This window comes from Butyrivibrio sp. XPD2002, from assembly GCF_000423945.1.
Classification (GTDB): Bacteria; Bacillota; Clostridia; order Lachnospirales; family Lachnospiraceae; genus Butyrivibrio.
In genome coordinates this window covers 59,090-76,995 of sequence record NZ_AUIY01000024.1, presented here as the reverse complement: position 1 = coordinate 76,995, position 17,906 = coordinate 59,090, and the positions used below count along the sequence as shown (strand labels likewise).

Sequence of the window (17,906 nt, the reverse complement as noted above, 5' to 3'; positions counted from 1 at the left end):
ATGTATGAAGTTGTAAAACGTGATGGCAGTATCGCCAAGTTCGACATTTCCAAAATTTCTTCAGCTATAATCAAAGCTTTTGTGGCATTAGAGAAGCCCTATCACACAAGTGTGATAGATTTAGTTGCTCTGCGTGTTGCATCTGACTTTGAGAGTAAGATCTCTGACGACAAAATAACAGTCGAGCAGATTCAGGATAGCGTGGAGAAGGTGCTTTCAGAGTCTGGCTACTCTGATGTTGCAAAAACCTATATCTTGTATAGAAAACAGCGAGAGAAGGTTCGTAACGTTAATTCTGCACTTCTTAACTATAAGGATCTTGTCAATGATTACCTGAAAATAAACGACTGGCGTGTAAAGGAGAACTCTACCGTTACATATTCTATCGGTGGTCTTATTCTCTCCAATTCCGGCGCTATAACTGCCAATTACTGGCTTTCAGAGGTTTATGATGATGAGATCGCCAAGGCTCACAGAAGCGCAGCTCTGCATATCCACGATCTTGCCATGCTTTCAGGCTATTGTGCAGGATGGAGTCTTAAGCAGCTGATCCAGGAAGGTCTCGGCGGTATTCCGGGTAAAATAACATCTGCTCCGGCTAATCACCTCTCTACTCTTTGCAATCAGATGGTCAATTTCCTTGGCATCATGCAGAATGAGTGGGCAGGCGCACAGGCCTTTTCTTCCTTTGATACCTATCTTGCTCCTTTTGTTAAGATAGACAATCTGTCACAGGATGAAGTGAAGCAGTGCATACAGTCCTTTGTATACGGCGTTAACACGCCCAGCAGATGGGGAACTCAGGCTCCCTTCTCTAATATTACTCTTGATTGGACAGTTCCCAATGACCTTAAGAATCTCAATGCCATCGTAGGCGGCAAAGAGGTTGATTTCACATACGGTGATTGTCAGCATGAGATGGATATGGTAAACAAGGCCTTCATCGAGATTATGATCGAAGGTGATGCTAACGGCAGAGGTTTCCAGTATCCTATACCCACATATTCAATAACTAGTGATTTTGATTGGAGCGAGACAGAGAACAACAAGCTTCTCTTTGAGATGACCGCAAAGTACGGCACTCCTTACTTCTCAAACTATATCAATTCTGACATGGAACCCAGCGATGTTCGCTCCATGTGCTGCAGACTTCGTCTTGATCTTAGAGAACTCCGCAAAAAATCCGGTGGATTCTTCGGTTCAGGTGAGTCAACAGGTTCTATCGGCGTAGTAACTATTAATATGCCCAGAATTGCATACCAGGCGAAGGATCAGCAGGATTTCTACAACCGTCTTGATCACCTTATGGATATAGCTGCACGAAGCCTTAATACCAAGAGACAGGTTATCAGCAAGCTCCTTGATCAGGGTCTGTATCCTTATACAAAGAGATACCTCGGATCCTTTAGCAACCACTTTTCAACAATCGGTCTTATCGGCATGAACGAGGTTGGTCTTAACGCAAACTGGCTCCGTGCTGATATGACAGATATAAAGGTTCAGGAGTTTACCAAGGAAGTGCTTACACACATGAGAGACCGTCTCTCTGATTATCAGGAGCAGTACGGTGATCTCTATAACCTTGAGGCTACACCTGCTGAATCAACAACATATCGTTTTGCTAAGCATGACAAAGAGCTTTATCCCGATATAATAACAGCCAATATGGATGGAACGCCCTATTATACTAACTCTTCACACCTTCCTGTTGGTTATACTGAGGACATTTTCTCAGCTCTTGATATCCAGGATGAGCTTCAGACATTATATACATCCGGAACTGTATTCCATGCATTCCTTGGAGAGAAGCTTCCTGATTGGAAGGCTGCAGCTAATCTTGTTCGCAAGATCGCGCAGAACTACAAGCTTCCTTATTACACCATGTCTCCTACCTATTCAGTTTGTAAGGAACATGGATATCTTGCAGGTGAGCAGGCTGTTTGTCCTCACTGCGGCAAGAAAACCGAGGTTTATAGCCGTATAACAGGCTATTATCGTCCGGTAGCTAACTGGAACGACGGAAAAGCTCAGGAATACAAGGATAGAAAGGTTTATGACATCGCTCATTCAACCTTAAACCACAAGCGCGGCATTGGTAACCCTACAGGCGAGCCGGTTCAGTCTCCTACCATGGAAACAGTTGTTAAAACCACAGCCGAGCTTGAAAATAATTTAATAAAAGCAACCGATCACTCAGAAAAGTCTATTCTTTTATTCAAGACAGCAACCTGTCCTAATTGTCAGATCGCAGGAGCACTTTTGGATAAAGCAGGAATAAGCTATGAACTGATAGATGCTAATGAAAATGCAGATCTGGCTGAAAAATTCGGAATAATGCAGGCTCCTACATTGGTAGTTGCCAATAATGACAGTTTCGAAGCACATCCCGGCGTTTCCGATATCAAGGAATGGCTGAATTTAGCAAAAAATTCCGTTACTGCATAAAAAAATTCCAATAAACAGTAGGCATATCACATGATATTGTATTAGAATTATTCGCATCATAGTCTTATGGTATGCTTTAAAGTAACGGAGGAACACAAATGGGGAAGAAATCCATCAAAGAGAACAAGAATATTTATTTTGAAAGCCGAGAGGAAGCAGGATTAACAAGAGCTCAGGCCAGTGAACGTATAGGATTCATAAGCGAAAGCCGTCTTGAGAAAATCGAATCCGAAAAGACAGCTATTCAGCCTGAGGACGTAGTTGCTATGGCAGAGGCATACAAAAAGCCTGAATTATGCAATTTTTATTGCACACATGAATGCAGAATCGGTCAGGATTCCGTACCTGTTGCAAAGGAATCTACTTTATCTGAAATCGTACTTGCCATGCTGTCTTCACTTAACTCTCTTGACGAGCAGCGCAACAGACTGATCGACATCACTGCTGATGGAGTTATCTCTGATGATGAGCTTCCTGATTTTGTTAATATTCAGAAACAGCTTGCTATGATAGACCAGACTGTAGAATCCCTTAAGATCTGGATGGCTAATACAGTTGCCAACGGTCAGATCAACAAAGAAAAGCTTGAATCACTTATGAAAAAATAATCATCAATATTTTCGCGTATTTCGCAAGAAAACAGGGATGCACATATAAAAGTGCATCCCATTATTATTGCCCTTATTTCGGTCAAATATTAACTTTTTCGGCCATGTCCTTTGCAAGGCTTTCAATAGTGCCATCTTTGAAGGGACTCTTAAGGCCAACCTCTGCCAGCATGTCCTCATAGAACTCGCTTGCAGATATTTTGCAAAGCTGTAAATAATGTTTCCATGCATCTTTGTAGTCCTTATCCATCCATACCTTGAACTGCATTGCAATAACGCTGGCAAGAACATAATCAATGTAATAGAAAGGACTCCAGAAAATGTGTCCCTGCTTCTGCCAGAAACCACCCTCGTCAAAGAACGGATCTCCATCAAAATCAAGCCAGGGTCTGTAGGTCTTCTCAAGTTCCTTCCATACCTGCTTTCTTTCAGCCGGTGTCATCTCAGGCTTCTCATATACAATATGCTGGAATTCATCGACCATACATCCATAAGGAATAAATGTTACTGAATCCTCAAGATGCATCTTAAAATAATCATCTGCTCTGTCACCGAAGAATTTGTCCATCCATCCGTATGTGAAGAATTCCATGGACATTGAATGAATCTCGGCTGTTTCCATTGTTATGTCATTATGCTCGATTATTTCATCATCTTTAGTTACATAACCCTGGAAAGCATGTCCGCACTCATGGGTTACAACGTCGACATCTCCGCTTGTACCGTTGAAATTCGCAAAAATGAAAGGCACTTTATACTTTGGCAGGAAATCCATATATCCTCCCTGCTTTTTGTTCTTTCTTCCAAGAACATCAAAAAGCTCATTTTCCATCATAACATCGATAAACTCAGCAGTTTCGGGAGACAGCTCTCTATACATTGTCTGTCCAGCCTTCATGATTTCCTCAGGAGTGCCTATCGGTGCGGGATTTCCGTTCTTAAAATAAACCTCGTTATCATAATATTTCAGTTCATCAACACCTATTTCCTGGCGACGCTTTTCCTGAATCCTTGTTACAAAAGGAACAAATGACTCCTTTACCTGCTTTCTGAAGCTCTCAACCTCAGGCCTTCTGTATGAATTTCTAGTCATACGGTTGTAGCCAAGCTCGATATAATTGTCAAATCCCAGCTCCTTTGCCTGCTGTGTCCTGTTTTTGACCAGCTTGTCATAGATATCGTCAATTTCATCGGTTACAGACATAAAATAGTCTGAAAGAGCCTTCCAGGCACGTTTTCTTGTATCTCTGTCGTTACCTGTAAGGAATTTACGAAGAAGTGAGATATTGTACTCCTCTCCGTCAAAAGGAATTCTTGCTGAAGCTATGATATTGTCATATTTATTGATAAGCGCGTTTTCCTCCTGCATAAGAGGCAGTATCTTCTCATCAATTGATGCAAAGTTAAGCTCCATGTTTTTGAAAGCCACCTTGCCGATTTTCTCCTCAAGATATGACTTATAAGGAGAAGCGTACAGTACCTTCTGATAATCATTCTTGTACTGTTCTATTACAGGACTGATCTCATCCAAATACTCCTGCTCTTTTGCGTAGAATTCCTCTTTTGTATCCACATCATGGCGGAATGAGGCAATTCTCATGTTAGTATAGAGGTCATTGTTAAATTCATAGAATTTTTTATGAAGCTCAAACTGCTCCTCTCCACTTTTTGCATTTTTTGAATCCTCTATCAGCTTTTCAAAGAAGCTTTTTACTTCATCCATATCTATATGCTTATATGGCATTTCAGAAAATTTCATCGATTTTTCCCATCCTTTCTCAAACAATCTGCCTTCCAATTATATTCTCTGAAATATGGTTTAACAATATATTTTTTATACATCATGATGTCATGATATATTGATGTGCCGCATTGCATTTTGCTCAATTTTTCTTTTTTAGTCTATTATTTATCATTATTTTATACTTATTTAATCAAATTCCTACGTACTTCCACATATAATTATAAATGGATAAATATCAAAACTATTGTGGAAAGGAAGGTTTTTAAAGGTATGCAAAAAAGGCGCTTTATTTCTTTAATAACGGCACTTGCGCTGATGCTTCTTACTTTTGGTTGTAATAAAGCAACAACAGAAAGTGTCGAAGAAACTGATGCCGGTACCACTGGTTCAATTACCCTGCTAAACATTAAGGGTGAGGTTACAAGCCAGATTGAGGCTCTCGCCAAGCAATATACGCAGGAAACCGGTGTCCCTGTAACTGTAGTAAGCGTTCCTGCTGGTGTTGACGTACAGGCAACCATAAAAGGTTATTATCTTTCAGATCAGATGCCGGACATTATTGCCTGCGAGGCATCCGGATTTGGTAGCTGGGATGGACTTCTTGTAGATCTCAGCGATCAAAACTGGGCTACCAGAACAGATGCTGAGTATATCGATCCCACATATGGCACCTTAGGCTTCCCTTATACTACTGAGGCTATCGGCCTTGCATATAATGGAGATATCCTCGCCAAATGTGGCATAGATCCTGCCTCTATAACAAGTCCTTCCGCATTACAGAGCGCTTTCGAAACCATTGATGCTAAAAAAGACGAACTCGGACTGACAGCTGTTATTGGCTACTGCGCAGAGCCCAATGATGTAGGCTGGTCTAGCGGAAACCATGTCTTTGGAACGTATCTCGATTCTGGTCTTGATCGCTCAGATACCAAATACATCGATATGTTGAATGATGGTGGAAAATTCGATGACGAAAGACTATCAGCCTTTGCTGACATGATCGAGCTATTCAATCAGTATTCAGATCCTGCTGTGCTTACAGAAAGCGCTTATGACGCTCAGGTAGCAGGCTTTGCATCAGGCAAATATGCTTTTGTTACACAGGGTTCCTGGATCGGTGCAACAATGACAGGCGCTGAAGCAGACGCTTATGCTGCAGCCGGCAATTTTGACGTAGGTATGCTTCCTTATTGCTTCATGGATGGTCAGGATACAATCCTTACAAGTGCTCCTTCCTGGTGGGCAATTCCCAAGGAAGGTAACGTCGAAGCTGCAAAGGCATTCCTGCAGTGGTGTTCAGAGGATACCGCACAGAAAATCCTTGTAGAAGATGCTGGATTTATCAGTCCATTTACTGATTGCAAATATGTAGCTACAGATCCCTTTGCTAAGGTTATTTCCAGTTATGTATCTTCCGGAAAAACCTCAAACTGGCACTGGCAGAGCATGCCTGAAGGCTTAGGACAAAAGGGTCTTTCCTTCGGATTCTACAAATTCGCAAGCGGTGAAATCGACAAAGCCGGATTTATTAACGAATTAAAATCAATCGCTTCCGATTGGTATTCAAAACTTTAAGGAGGTGACTAAATTGGCCAATAACACAAGTTATGAAAATCCAGGCAGTGCCGGTATTACCGTAAAAAAGGTTAATTCCATACTTTTTCAGATTATGACACTTAACCTTTTTATGCTCATTGCCTTCGTACTCGTTATGATGCTGGTTATGTCCTCGATGCAGAAAACGACAAATACCAGTATACAGATGTTTGACTCCATGATGAGCCTGACTCAGCATGAAGCGAACCTAAAATCCGATGTAATGTCACTGTATGACCAGACCACCGGATATATCGCAGCTGACGCTGTAGAGACCAAGGAAGCTCTGCTTCCCCAGATTGAAGTGGCAAAGTCAACTATACAGGCTGATATCAATCAGTTAAATCAGGATTTTGCATCCTTTAATGATGAAGAAGCTACGGCTCAGCTTAAGGAAATATCAGACCAATATTCCAGACTTTCCGCACTTATTGATAATGCAATCTCACGCTGTGATTCAGGTGATCAGGCCGGCGCCTATACTACTCTTTTTGATAAGGCAGAAATCCAGAAGATCGCTATCTTCCATTCAACAAAGGCTCTGGATAACGCAATTACAAACGCTGCAAGCGACACAACCAATATGATGAATGAGCTTCTCAAATCAGGACGTGTAATTGTTATCCTTGGTATGGTAGCTATCCTCGTACTTATCATCATTAACTTCCTGATAAGCTATAACAACATCGTTAAGAAGATCAGAAGTATCAGTGATGAGGTTAATGAGATCATTTCCAATATTGAAAAGGGACAGGGAGATCTTACTGCAAGAATCAAGACAAAGACTAAATCTGAGCTCCTATTCATAACATCTGGTATCAATCATTTCATTGAGACATTGCAGGGAATTATGCGTGATGTCAAGAATGGTTCTATCATTCTTACATCCTCATCCGAAGAAGTTGTATCACAGCTACGGTTGGCAGATGACAACGTAACAAACACTTCTGCAGCTCTTCAGGAGCTCTCTGCAAATATGGAGACACTGGCTGACACAGTATCCTCTATTAACGGAAAAGTTGATGATGTTAAATCTGCAGCTCAGGCCATTACTGATGAAGCCTCTAACGGTACTACTACCGCCCTTTCAATCAAGGAAGAAGCAAATACCTTAAAGGCTCGTGTAACCCACAAAAAGGCCGATGCCGGCAATCAGATGGCTACATTGTCAGATACACTTGCCAAATCTGTTAAGGATTCCGAAAAGGTTGGACAGATCAACGAGCTTACCAATGTTATTCTTGATATCGCATCACAGACCAATCTTCTTGCTCTTAATGCATCAATCGAGGCTGCAAGAGCAGGTGAAGCAGGAAAAGGCTTCGCAGTCGTTGCTACTGAGATCAGCGCCCTTGCTGACAACAGTAGAAAAACAGCTGGTACAATTCAGGAGATCAGTAATGAGGTTACTGAGGCCGTTAATGCACTTGCTAAAAACGCTCAGGATGCCCTTGATTTCATCAATGGTACAGTTCTTGGTGATTATGATGAATTCGTTGATACAGGCGAAAAATACGAGCATACAGCCGATTTAATGGACGATATGCTTAATTCCTTCACCGAGAAGGCTGATCACCTAAACGATATCATGCAGGAAATGGTTGAATCCATTCAGATGATCACTACATCAATCCAGGAAAGTTCTTCAGCAATTTCAATGTCTGCTGAGAGTTCTACCGAGATTGTAGGTGGTATCAAAAAGATATCAGTTGCTATTGATAAGAATACAGATGTTACCGAACAGCTCAGTGAAACCACTGAAAGATTCACTTCTCTTTGATTATTTAAATATAATTATATATATTCTTATCAAAATAACCCGTCGCGAAAGCGACGGGTTATTTGTTTTTATATTTTTACGGTTTTATTTTACTGCATCTATCAGTTCTTTTGCCAATTCAGGCTTATTCATTATATAAAAATGAATACCCTCAGCTCCTTTTTCTTTTAGATCCATTGCCTGTCTTATAGCATAATCTATGCCATATTTACGCATTTCCTCCGGATTATCTCCGTGTTTTGATATTATAGAGGATAATTCCTCAGGAACCGTCGTTCCGGATAACGTAACTGTTGTACCTAATTGTTTTGCACTCGTAACAGGCATTATTCCGGCCGAAATAGGCACTTTTTCCCCTAAACCATATAATTTATCCTTAAGACGATAAAAGTACTCATTTTCGAAGAATAATTGCGAAATAAGCACATCACAACCACTCTCAACCTTTATCTTTGTATTAAGAACATCTTCTTCCTCTGTAACAGCCTCCGGATGCTTATGAGGATAACACGCACCAAGCAGGGTGAAATCCATGCCTTTTTCCCTGATAAAGGCCGCCATATCGCTGGCATGAAGGAAATCTCTGGAATTAAACTGTTCGTCTGTCATAGCCTTTGGTCTGTCGCCTCTAAGCACCAGAATGTTATCTATTCCTATTTCCTTAAATTTATCCAGCCCTTCGATTAGTTTTTCTTTGCTGAATCCGACACTTGTTATGTGTGAAACAACTTCTAATCCTGCTTTATTTTTAGCATAATCTGCTATTTCTACGGCTTTTCCTGCATTGGATCCGCCTGCTCCGTAGGTTACACTTACAAAATCTGGTTTTATCTCTGATAAACGCTCCAGCTTTGCATATATGTTTGCAAACTCATCTTCCTTTTTAGGCGGATAAATCTCGCATGAAAGTACAGTTTTACCGCGATTGTAAAGCTCTTTTATGCTCCCCACTTCTTCGTCCTCCTTTTTCGTTTTTATGTATTATAACACGTGAAAGCTGCCAGGGGGCAGCCTGGCAGCTTTCTATATGGTTATCAAGCTTGCGATCCATCCTTTGATCACCGCAACGGGCCTAAAAAAAGGCATAAAAAACCTGTTTCCATGTCGTTTCCCTTCCATGGAAACAGGTTGCTTTCCGTTGCTAATAAATATATCGGTGCATCTGTTAAAAAATATTAGTGCAAATCGGTTGATTTATTTTATTATTTATCCAATCGCCTTCTTAACAGCTTCCAGAACACGATCTGCCTGGAACGGCTTAACGATAAAGTCTTTTGCACCAGCCTGAATTGATTCAATAACCATTGCCTGCTGACCCATGGCAGAGCACATAATACAACAAGCGTTAGGATCTGCAGCCTTAATACCCTTAAGAGCACCAATACCATCAAGCTCCGGCATGGTAATATCTAGAGTTACAAGATCAGGCTTAAGTTCGTTATACTTGTCGATTGCGATCTTTCCATTTTCGGCCTCACCGGCAATCTCATAACCACCCTTTGTCAGAATGTCTTTCAACATCATGCGCATAAAAGCGGCATCATCTGTAATAAGTACTCTCTTAGCCATTATGAACCTCCATATTTTTAATTCCGGACTTATATTTGCGCTCCGGTGTATCTCTCAAATTCAATTTCTATTTTATCATAAATTTATCAAAAAAAACCCTAAATCGTCGCTCAAACAATTAAAAAATGATAAAATTTCGTTCCGTTTCGAAATTATTTCTAAATTTCCTATGTATAATGACATCATCACATCATTATACATATTCATATTGTTGTATCGACAACTAGGATTGTACTTTTTGTATATAATTTATCGGTTTTTTTGTAATTATTTTTCAGATTATTCTTCGATTTCTATGCTTCTGATCTGGATTCCTTTTCCTTTTAAAAGCTTCCCTTTCCTTTCATTACATTTTGGACATCTGTATTTATTATTTTTATCCGGGTGATAAATTGTTTTACAGGCTTCACATTCAATTTCTACTTCAACTTCATTCGTTTCCAGTAAGGTATCCTTTAACTTTGTATCTTTCACCACTTCTGGATAGTATTTGTGCAGATAATATGGTACTACTCCGCTCATTTCGCCAACATCCACTATTATCTTGTTTACACGATCTATTTTTTGTGTTTCCATTTCCTGCACTACTGTATTAACAATATCTATAATATAACTCAATTCATGCAAAATTGTGTATTCTCCTCATATTGTACATATAATATAAACAATTGAAAATTGACCTTTTTAGTCAATTATATACTTAACATTAAGTTGTTATATTTAAACATAATGCATGTTGTTCTATATTTATTTAAATCTATGGATTTCTTGAATAGATAACATATGCTATTTATTTTTATTGACTACAATAGTCTATATTTTTTTATTTTATGATTTTATATATTTATATCTTGTTAGATTATGATATTTATGCTGAATATCGCATTCATAACATCCGAAATATATTAATTGTATGTGTATTTCGTTAAATATCTGTTTATTTAAATATATCCCATATATATACAGACTATTATGAATATTCTATATATGAGCATTATATATTGAAATGTATATTTAAATGAAATAATTTTAGTTTTGCTTTTCTATGCAAATTCAGGCAAAAATCACGGATTTTTTTCAGGATTTTTTCTCGGATTTTATCCTGGATCCAGTCCTCTTTCAACCCTTACTCAATCATGAGTATCAATATGTAAAAGTACACATATATATTATCATCTTTTTCAACTTTTATCAATATATTTTGCTCACTATACATAAATATATAAATATATTTTGCTAATTATATATAAATATATTTATATATTTTACTCTCATTTTATATAAATATATTTATTCTATTTTATCATTACCTAGTTATAATTATATATATTTATATCATATTCCTTTTATATTTATATATTTCGATATATTATTATTCTTCTATTTTTGTATTATATCATCATTATTATAATATATCAATTTATCAACTTCTAATTACATCATCTATCTATATCAACATGTTACATTTATACTATGATGTTATACATAACAATATCAATACATCATGACATCATGATATTCTTATGTATTTTTATCTTTATTATATACATCATGACATCATGTGATAATTATACTTATACATTTAAATATCACATCTTCAAAATATCGTGATACTATGATACTTTATCATTTCAATGTCGCTTTATACAATGACATCATTATACATTTGTACACAAACATCAGCACCTCTAAATACACTTATGTCCACATATCATTATATATCATAATTATTGATTCTTTATGCCAGATCAGATAACAGCATAATACAATTATATATTCACATCTATTAAATTTACGCCCTATATATAGATTTTTATTTCTTCTAACCACAATATATAGAGTATATAATGATGTCATGACATCATTATATACTAGTTTATAGTTGAAATTATATTAATATCCTTGTTCCAACTGGCGTAATTTATGATAGGAATTTTTATAGATATTTCTATCATATCTTCAGTATAATTTATGAGATTATTATATTTATATATTTTTATATTATATTCATGATTTATTAATATATTTATATATTGATGTATTTGTATCATCGTGATGTATTGATGTATAATTATATATGCATCGACATAAATACATCATGTTGTTATGATATAATATATCATGTTGTATTAGCATCATTACATTGTTGATGTATATATATCGTTTACTATTTATATTTTGTTTACATTACATCTTTGTATTTTATTATCTATATATCATTATTACTTTATATTTTATTATTTAGATACATTTATATTATGTTATTCTAATATATATGTATCAGATTATATTATTATATCTATACAATAATATATTGATATTAGATTACATTAATATAGTATTATCACTATACATATATATTCATATATCATGAAACTCTTATATCAATGTATAAAAATCTTTACACATCGAAACATCAATGATAATATAAATAAGAAATAACACGGAAAAAATGGGAGGAAAAAATGAAGACAATCGCATTTTGCAACCAAAAGGGTGGCGTTGCAAAAACAACATCAACTTATGCATTAGCGTCCGGTTTAGCAAAGAAGAAGTATTCTGTGCTTATGATTGACTCAGATCCACAGGAAAACCTTAGCCAGGCCGCAGGAATCGATTTATACAATATACCGGCAGCAACCTTATCAGATGTATTTAAGACAGAAAAAGGTGAGCCTGGAGCTGATATAAATGAAGCACTAATACCTATTAGTGACCATATTGACCTTATTATCGGTGGAATTGAGTTTACATCAGCAGATCTTGATTATTCTGGCGTTACATCCAGAGAATTTATGCTGAAAAGAGCACTTAAAAAACTGAAAAAAAGCTACGATTTTTGCATAATTGATTGCAGCCCTACATTAGCTTTAATTACACAGAATGTACTTGCAATCACAGATAAGATAGTTGTTCCTATGACACCTGAAGCTTTTGCTACAAACGGTGCAAATATGCTGTTTTCATGGATTTCAGTTATGTCAGAGCGTTTAAATAACCCTGATCTTGATGTAGCAGGTATTCTGGTCACAAATTGCAGAAATACCAATAATGCTAACATCTGGCTTGAAGGTATTGAAATGCTCGCAAAAGAGTATGAAATTAAGGTTTATGACACAAAAATACATCAGAATGTAGCTGTAGAAGAGTCGCAGACCTTAAACCAGTCATTATTTGATTATGCTCCAAATGCACGTGCAACTAAGGATTATGAAGCATTTGTAAAGGAATTTTTGAAAGGAGAGTCCAAATGAAGAAGGATCTGAAAACCGCAATGGCAAAAAATTTCCAGAAAATGGTTAATGAGCAGCCTGCGCAGGACACACCTAGTAAAAAATCCGAAACAGTGACAGCAAAAAAAGAAGAGAAGAAAGCTGCAACACTAGAGCCTGAGAAGGTTAAAGAGGTTACGCCTGTTATGAATGAACCCGTTGAAGTAGTTCCTGAACCGGTTCCTCCGGTACAGGTTCAAGCAACAGTAGAGCTTCCTCAGCAGCCTGTTCAACAGCCTATTCTTCAGCCTGTAGTACAGCCAGTTCAACAGCCCGTTGTTCAGCAGATTCCTGAGCCTGTTGCACCAGTTCAGCCTCAGCCTATGCCAGTACAGCAGCCTGTTCCTGTATATGTTCAGACACCTGTTCAGCCTGTAGCTCCTACTTATTTTGAAACTCCTGTAGTTAATCCTACAGTTCAGTCTAATGTAACGCCTGTTATTGATGAACCTCAGACATTTTCAAAGGTTTCATCAAAGAAATCTATTCCTCTTGTTCCAGAAGAAAAGAGTAGTGGAGTATTACATATCCGTTTAGGTGAACTTAGATCCTACGTTGATTTTATGACTCAGTCAGGTAAGATATCTTATCAGCAATATATCAGTAATCTTATTGAACAGGATTATGAGAAAAATAAAGATTTATATCTTAAATATAAGTCTTTCATGGAACAGTTAAATATGTAACAACACCTTGTTGTAACAATATATTAATTAACAACAAATTTCTTATTAATTAGAACTCTCAGAGAAGCAGTAAATAAGCGCTTCCTGGGAGTTTTTTATATAGTTTAATGGGAGAAGAATGATAGAAAAAGGGTCAATGTTTGTTAGAAATATGGATAAAGATGATAGATATAAGGGGCGTATTTTGCGATATTTTTTTAGATATAAAGTATAAGTTAGTAGTTATTAGGGAAAATCGAGCAATTTTATTAGTAGTTTTTGGGATGGTAAATAAGAAATAGGGTTTTTTATCGTAGTTTTTGGGTAGATATAATACGGATAGTACCAGATCCAGAGCCATTAAGCAGTAGATGGTATATTTCAGGTAGAAAAAAGGGTATTATCCATCCTTTATTAGTAGTTAAAGGGGATATATATAGCTTTTTAAGTAGTTATTGGGGATGTTTTTGAATAACATAGTAGTTTTTAGGGATAATAATACGTAAAATACATTAGAAAAGACGATATTAGGGAAAAAATACGAATTCTTATTGACCGGAAAAAGATTAATAATGGCGTACTTAGTAGCAAATGGGTAGATAAATAAGCTTTATTAGTAGTTTTAAGGTATAATTTGAGTGTTTCTTAGTAGTAATTAGGTATATAAATATATAATTTAGTAGTAAAAAGGTACGTAAAAAAAAAATACTTGTTTGGTCAATATAGACGCTGACCGTATCAGTCAACTTAATTATCGCCAAATAGTTTTAATAACAAACAATATCACGTAAGTTATTAGTTAAGGGGTATATAATAGATGTAATTAGGTATAACTTTAATAAAATGAGGGATTTTTGTTTACAGTGTGCTATAATAGCACTATAATAAATTAGTACTAAAAAGGTATGAAAATAGACCTTATGGGGTAAAGGAGGTTGTTTTGGGGAGAAAATCCAAAAAACAGATAGAAGAAGAAACAACTGCTATCGAAAGCTTTTTATCTAATCAACATTACAAAAAAGCAAATACACTTATAAATTCTAAAGGTAGATCTACACTTCTAGTCCAGAAGCTCTTCGCAGTTAGTATTGCAAAGGCAGAGCTTAATCCGGGCGATAACACATTAGAAGCTAATATATATGGAACAGATCTTAAGAAAATCTTTGGTGTAAAGGGTGGCTCCTTCTATGAGCATATCAAATCAGCCATAGAACCGGCTAAATCCAAGCCATCCATATTGGATTGGAGAATTATCTATTCTAATGATGATACCAAGGAAATTGAGGCTATAAATGTTATTACAGACGCTTCTTTTAAGAATGGAGTCCTCAATGTAAGGTATAACAGTAAGATTACTCCGTACCTGGCTAATTTGCAGAACAATTACACGGTATTGAGCCTTGCGGAAGCAGTTCAGCTTAATAGTGTTTATTCCTTCAGACTTTATGAGATTTTGAAGGCTGAGATGGATAAACAGAGGGCTATAACCAAGAAGGAAGGCCCATATTACATACAATATCACCTTACAGACTTAAAGCTCCGCCTGGGAATCATTGACTCACAGGCAGATCCTGCTATTATAAGTGCACTTAAGAAGGGTAATCCTGATTATGATGCTATTGAGAGACAGGCCGATAAGTCAGATGGAGCCGGTAAACTTAAGACCTTTGGTAACTTTAAGAAGTTCGCATTGGATAAAGCTCAGAAAGAATTAAATGAGACCACAAGCATCTGGTTTGATTATGAACCGGTTAAAGCCGGAAGAGGTGGGAAGGTAGTAAGCATCAGGTTTAAGATAGATGTTAACCCTAAGATAAAGAATAAAAATAACACCTATAATGATTTAAATCTCAAGGATAGAAAGGTAAATCCTGCTGAAGAGCTTGAGTATATGGATCAGGTTCAGGATATTATCGATGAGAGAGTTAAACCCTCTGAGATAAGATCAATATTGAAGGCTGCTGATTATAATATAGATAAGATAAAACAGGCTTATGATTTATACAGCAGACAGAGCAATCAGGTTGAGAATTTTGTTGGTTGGATGATATCAGCGATAAGAAATAACTATACTACAGCCGGTTATTCAGCTAAACCCATAGTTGGAGAGTATGTTCAGGGGTCCTTTTCATATGATGATATGGAATCTGAATTACTGGATAACTTCTAATTATCAGTATTAATTCATTAAGAAAAGCACAAATTCCGATAAATCCTCGGAATTTGTGCTTTTTTAGCAAAAATAAAAGAGCTCAGATGAGCTCTTTTTTCATACATTTCAGCCAGTCACTAAATGACATTCCTGATAGCCACTGATAAGATCTGAGATTTTATTAGAATCTCCAATTACAGATACATATAAAGGTTTGAAAAGATTGAGTGAGAGAAGACCAATAATTGACTTACCGTCGATATAGCTGTGGCCGCTTCTTACATCAACCTGGCAAGATGACTTAGAGTTCATCTGCACAAACTTCATAATCTGTTTCTCGTTTTCAAGACTAATAGTTACATCTTTTGTCATGATCTTATTCGCGTATCTTCTACGCATCCCCCTATAAATTATTTTGTATAAAAAAATACAGACACAAAGATATCACAAAGTCATTTAAAATGCAATACCTATATGTAGATATGATAACTATATGAGTACAAAATATCGACATTGTTAGTTCAATATTGCATCAATATGTGTGTTAATTGCGACAAATTCAGAAAAAAAAGGCTGAATTTCATAAAAAATCTATAAAAACACAGATTATTCATAATCTGTGTGGTATATTGTTTTTGTAAACGTAGAAAAATGTTGAAAGGGCTGGGTGACGCAAATGAAAAAGGTTCTTTTTTACGGTGATTCCAATGTTTACGGATTTGATCCCAGAGGAATGATGGGTGGTCGGCTTCCGGAATCTGAGAGATGGACCGATATTCTGGCAAAAAAAATGTACGGTGAATGGCGTGTTTTTGCTGACGGAATGAACGGAAGAGTAATTCCTGATAATGCATACTCGCTTCTTTCACTTGATAAGACTGTACTTGAGAATAGTCCCCTTGATCTATTTGCGGTAATGCTGGGTACAAATGATCTTATAAATATGTCAGTTCCTGATGCAGAGACAGTTGCTTCTAAAATGAGAGATTTTGTTGAGCGTCAGCTGGAGCGTCAGGAATTTATAGATAATAAGACCGGTTTTCTTCTCATTTCTCCGCCAAGAATACTTCCTCATATGGATGAAAATCTTGAAGAAGCCGAGGCTCAGAGGAAGAGATTTTCCGCAGAGCTTGATATTATCGCCCAGGAAGTAGGCATTTTCTTTGCTGATGCCAGTGAATGGGATCTTGAGATGTCATTTGATGGGGTACATATGTCTGCTGAGGGACACGCATTATTTGCAGAAAAAATGGCTGATATTTTATCAAAAATTGATCTTACAGCTGAGAGACATGAAGCAGATGATTATGTTTGTGCATATCTCGCATAAAGCGTTTAGGAATAATTATGGTAATATTTAATTTCAAGAAAATCCACGAAGTTATCGACTTTGTGGATTTTTTATTGCATAATAGATGTATGAAAAATATTCAAATTAATGACTGAGTGAGTCATTAATTTACTTAAATATAGCAAATGATATGTATTTATATTTAGTAGTTTTTGGGGATCAAAATGAAGATAGAAGAGAGAAAAGTAACAACAAAAAGGGGAGAAGAATTCCAGCTTAGAACACCTACAAGGGACGATGCTGAGAAAGTCCTGGCCTTCAGGCGTGATGTGGCCGGTGAGACGATTTATCTGACCAGATATCCCTATGAAATAGAGAATTCAGTAGAAAAAGAGGCAGAAATCCTCGGGAATTATAATAGAGCAGAGCATTTGGGCATGATAGCCATTTTTGATAAGAACAGGATAATAGGAATAACATCAGTCAGTCCTGTAGGAATTACCTTCAAAATGAGACACAGGGCCTCTGCAGAGCTTGTAGTGAGGAAAGAGTACTGGAATCTTGGTTTAGGGGCTCATTTGCTTGATCAGGCCATAGAGCTCGCCGGAATCTGTGGATATGAGCGTCTGGAGCTTAGCGTATTTGCCGATAATGCACGGGCACTGCGATTATATAAGAAAAAGGGATTCATAGAGTGTGGACAGGTTCCGCAGGCATTTAAGATGATGGATGGAACCTATCACGATGAAATCCTTATGTCCAAGAATTTGTGGAGATATTAGAA

Annotated in this window: 14 protein-coding genes; 9 read left to right on the top strand and 5 right to left on the bottom strand. The window is 36.9% G+C overall.

Going from position 1 to position 17,906, the window contains the following annotated elements:
- Both G587_RS0112615 and G587_RS0112610 read left to right on the top strand, forming a co-directional pair.
- Entirely contained in the window at window positions 1-2,445 is a 2,445-nt protein-coding gene (locus G587_RS0112615) for a ribonucleoside triphosphate reductase (RefSeq protein WP_026492548.1), read from the top strand.
- 98 nt (window positions 2,446-2,543) lie between these two features.
- Complete coding sequence (locus G587_RS0112610) at window positions 2,544-3,053, top strand: helix-turn-helix domain-containing protein (RefSeq protein WP_026492547.1); 510 nt, start codon at window positions 2,544-2,546, stop codon at window positions 3,051-3,053.
- A gap of 82 nt (window positions 3,054-3,135) precedes the next feature.
- Here G587_RS0112610 and G587_RS0112605 read toward each other — a convergent pair whose 3' ends face one another.
- Window positions 3,136-4,812 carry a M3 family oligoendopeptidase gene (locus G587_RS0112605; protein ID WP_026492546.1) on the bottom strand — a complete coding sequence of 559 codons (1,677 nt, stop codon included), beginning with the start codon at window positions 4,810-4,812 and terminating at the stop codon, window positions 3,136-3,138.
- Between the two features lie 255 nt (window positions 4,813-5,067).
- Here G587_RS0112605 and G587_RS0112600 point away from each other — a divergent pair, with 255 nt between their 5' ends.
- Both G587_RS0112600 and G587_RS0112595 read left to right on the top strand, forming a co-directional pair.
- A complete protein-coding gene (locus G587_RS0112600) occupies window positions 5,068-6,372 on the top strand; it encodes an ABC transporter substrate-binding protein (protein WP_026492545.1) in 1,305 nt (434 codons plus the stop codon).
- Window positions 6,373-6,385: 13 nt separating this feature from the next.
- The gene (locus G587_RS0112595) at window positions 6,386-8,173 is read left to right on the top strand and encodes a methyl-accepting chemotaxis protein (protein ID WP_026492544.1); all 1,788 of its coding nucleotides are present in this window, start codon (window positions 6,386-6,388) and stop codon (window positions 8,171-8,173) included.
- An 84-nt stretch (window positions 8,174-8,257) separates the two neighbouring features.
- Here G587_RS0112595 and G587_RS0112590 read toward each other — a convergent pair whose 3' ends face one another.
- From G587_RS0112590 to G587_RS0112580, 3 genes are all read right to left on the bottom strand, one after another.
- Window positions 8,258-9,124: a methylenetetrahydrofolate reductase gene (locus G587_RS0112590; RefSeq protein ID WP_051201011.1), complete on the bottom strand. Its 867-nt coding sequence runs from the start codon at window positions 9,122-9,124 to the stop codon at window positions 8,258-8,260.
- A 255-nt stretch (window positions 9,125-9,379) separates the two neighbouring features.
- A complete protein-coding gene (locus G587_RS0112585; protein ID WP_022761203.1) occupies window positions 9,380-9,742 on the bottom strand; it encodes a response regulator in 363 nt (120 codons plus the stop codon).
- Between the two features lie 279 nt (window positions 9,743-10,021).
- Entirely contained in the window at window positions 10,022-10,369 is a 348-nt protein-coding gene (locus G587_RS0112580) for a hydrogenase maturation nickel metallochaperone HypA/HybF (RefSeq protein WP_035786602.1), read from the bottom strand.
- 1,838 nt (window positions 10,370-12,207) lie between these two features.
- On the opposite strand from G587_RS0112580, the gene G587_RS0112575 reads away from it, so the two are divergent.
- The 3 genes from G587_RS0112575 (at window position 12,208) to G587_RS0112560 (ending at window position 15,849) form a co-directional block, all read left to right on the top strand.
- Window positions 12,208-12,996 carry a ParA family protein gene (locus tag G587_RS0112575; RefSeq protein ID WP_026492541.1) on the top strand — a complete coding sequence of 263 codons (789 nt, stop codon included), beginning with the start codon at window positions 12,208-12,210 and terminating at the stop codon, window positions 12,994-12,996.
- Window positions 12,993-13,700, top strand: a complete 708-nt coding sequence (locus G587_RS0112570; protein WP_026492540.1) for a hypothetical protein — start codon at window positions 12,993-12,995, stop codon at window positions 13,698-13,700. The genes G587_RS0112575 and G587_RS0112570 overlap by 4 nt, the downstream gene beginning before the upstream one ends.
- A 919-nt stretch (window positions 13,701-14,619) precedes the next feature.
- On the top strand, window positions 14,620-15,849 hold the full coding sequence (locus G587_RS0112560; RefSeq protein ID WP_026492539.1) for a replication initiation protein: 1,230 nt from the start codon (window positions 14,620-14,622) through the stop codon (window positions 15,847-15,849).
- Between the two features lie 108 nt (window positions 15,850-15,957).
- Here the strand turns inward: G587_RS0112560 and G587_RS22650 are convergent, their stop codons facing one another.
- Window positions 15,958-16,230, bottom strand: a complete 273-nt coding sequence (locus G587_RS22650) for an HPr family phosphocarrier protein (RefSeq protein ID WP_155829537.1) — start codon at window positions 16,228-16,230, stop codon at window positions 15,958-15,960.
- A gap of 277 nt (window positions 16,231-16,507) precedes the next feature.
- On the opposite strand from G587_RS22650, the gene G587_RS0112550 reads away from it, so the two are divergent.
- Window positions 16,508-17,161, top strand: coding sequence for a GDSL-type esterase/lipase family protein (locus G587_RS0112550; protein ID WP_026492538.1), 654 nt, complete (start codon window positions 16,508-16,510; stop codon window positions 17,159-17,161).
- A gap of 185 nt (window positions 17,162-17,346) precedes the next feature.
- Window positions 17,347-17,904 carry a GNAT family N-acetyltransferase gene (locus G587_RS0112545; RefSeq protein WP_026492537.1) on the top strand — a complete coding sequence of 186 codons (558 nt, stop codon included), beginning with the start codon at window positions 17,347-17,349 and terminating at the stop codon, window positions 17,902-17,904.
- Window positions 17,905-17,906: the final 2 nt, after the last annotated feature.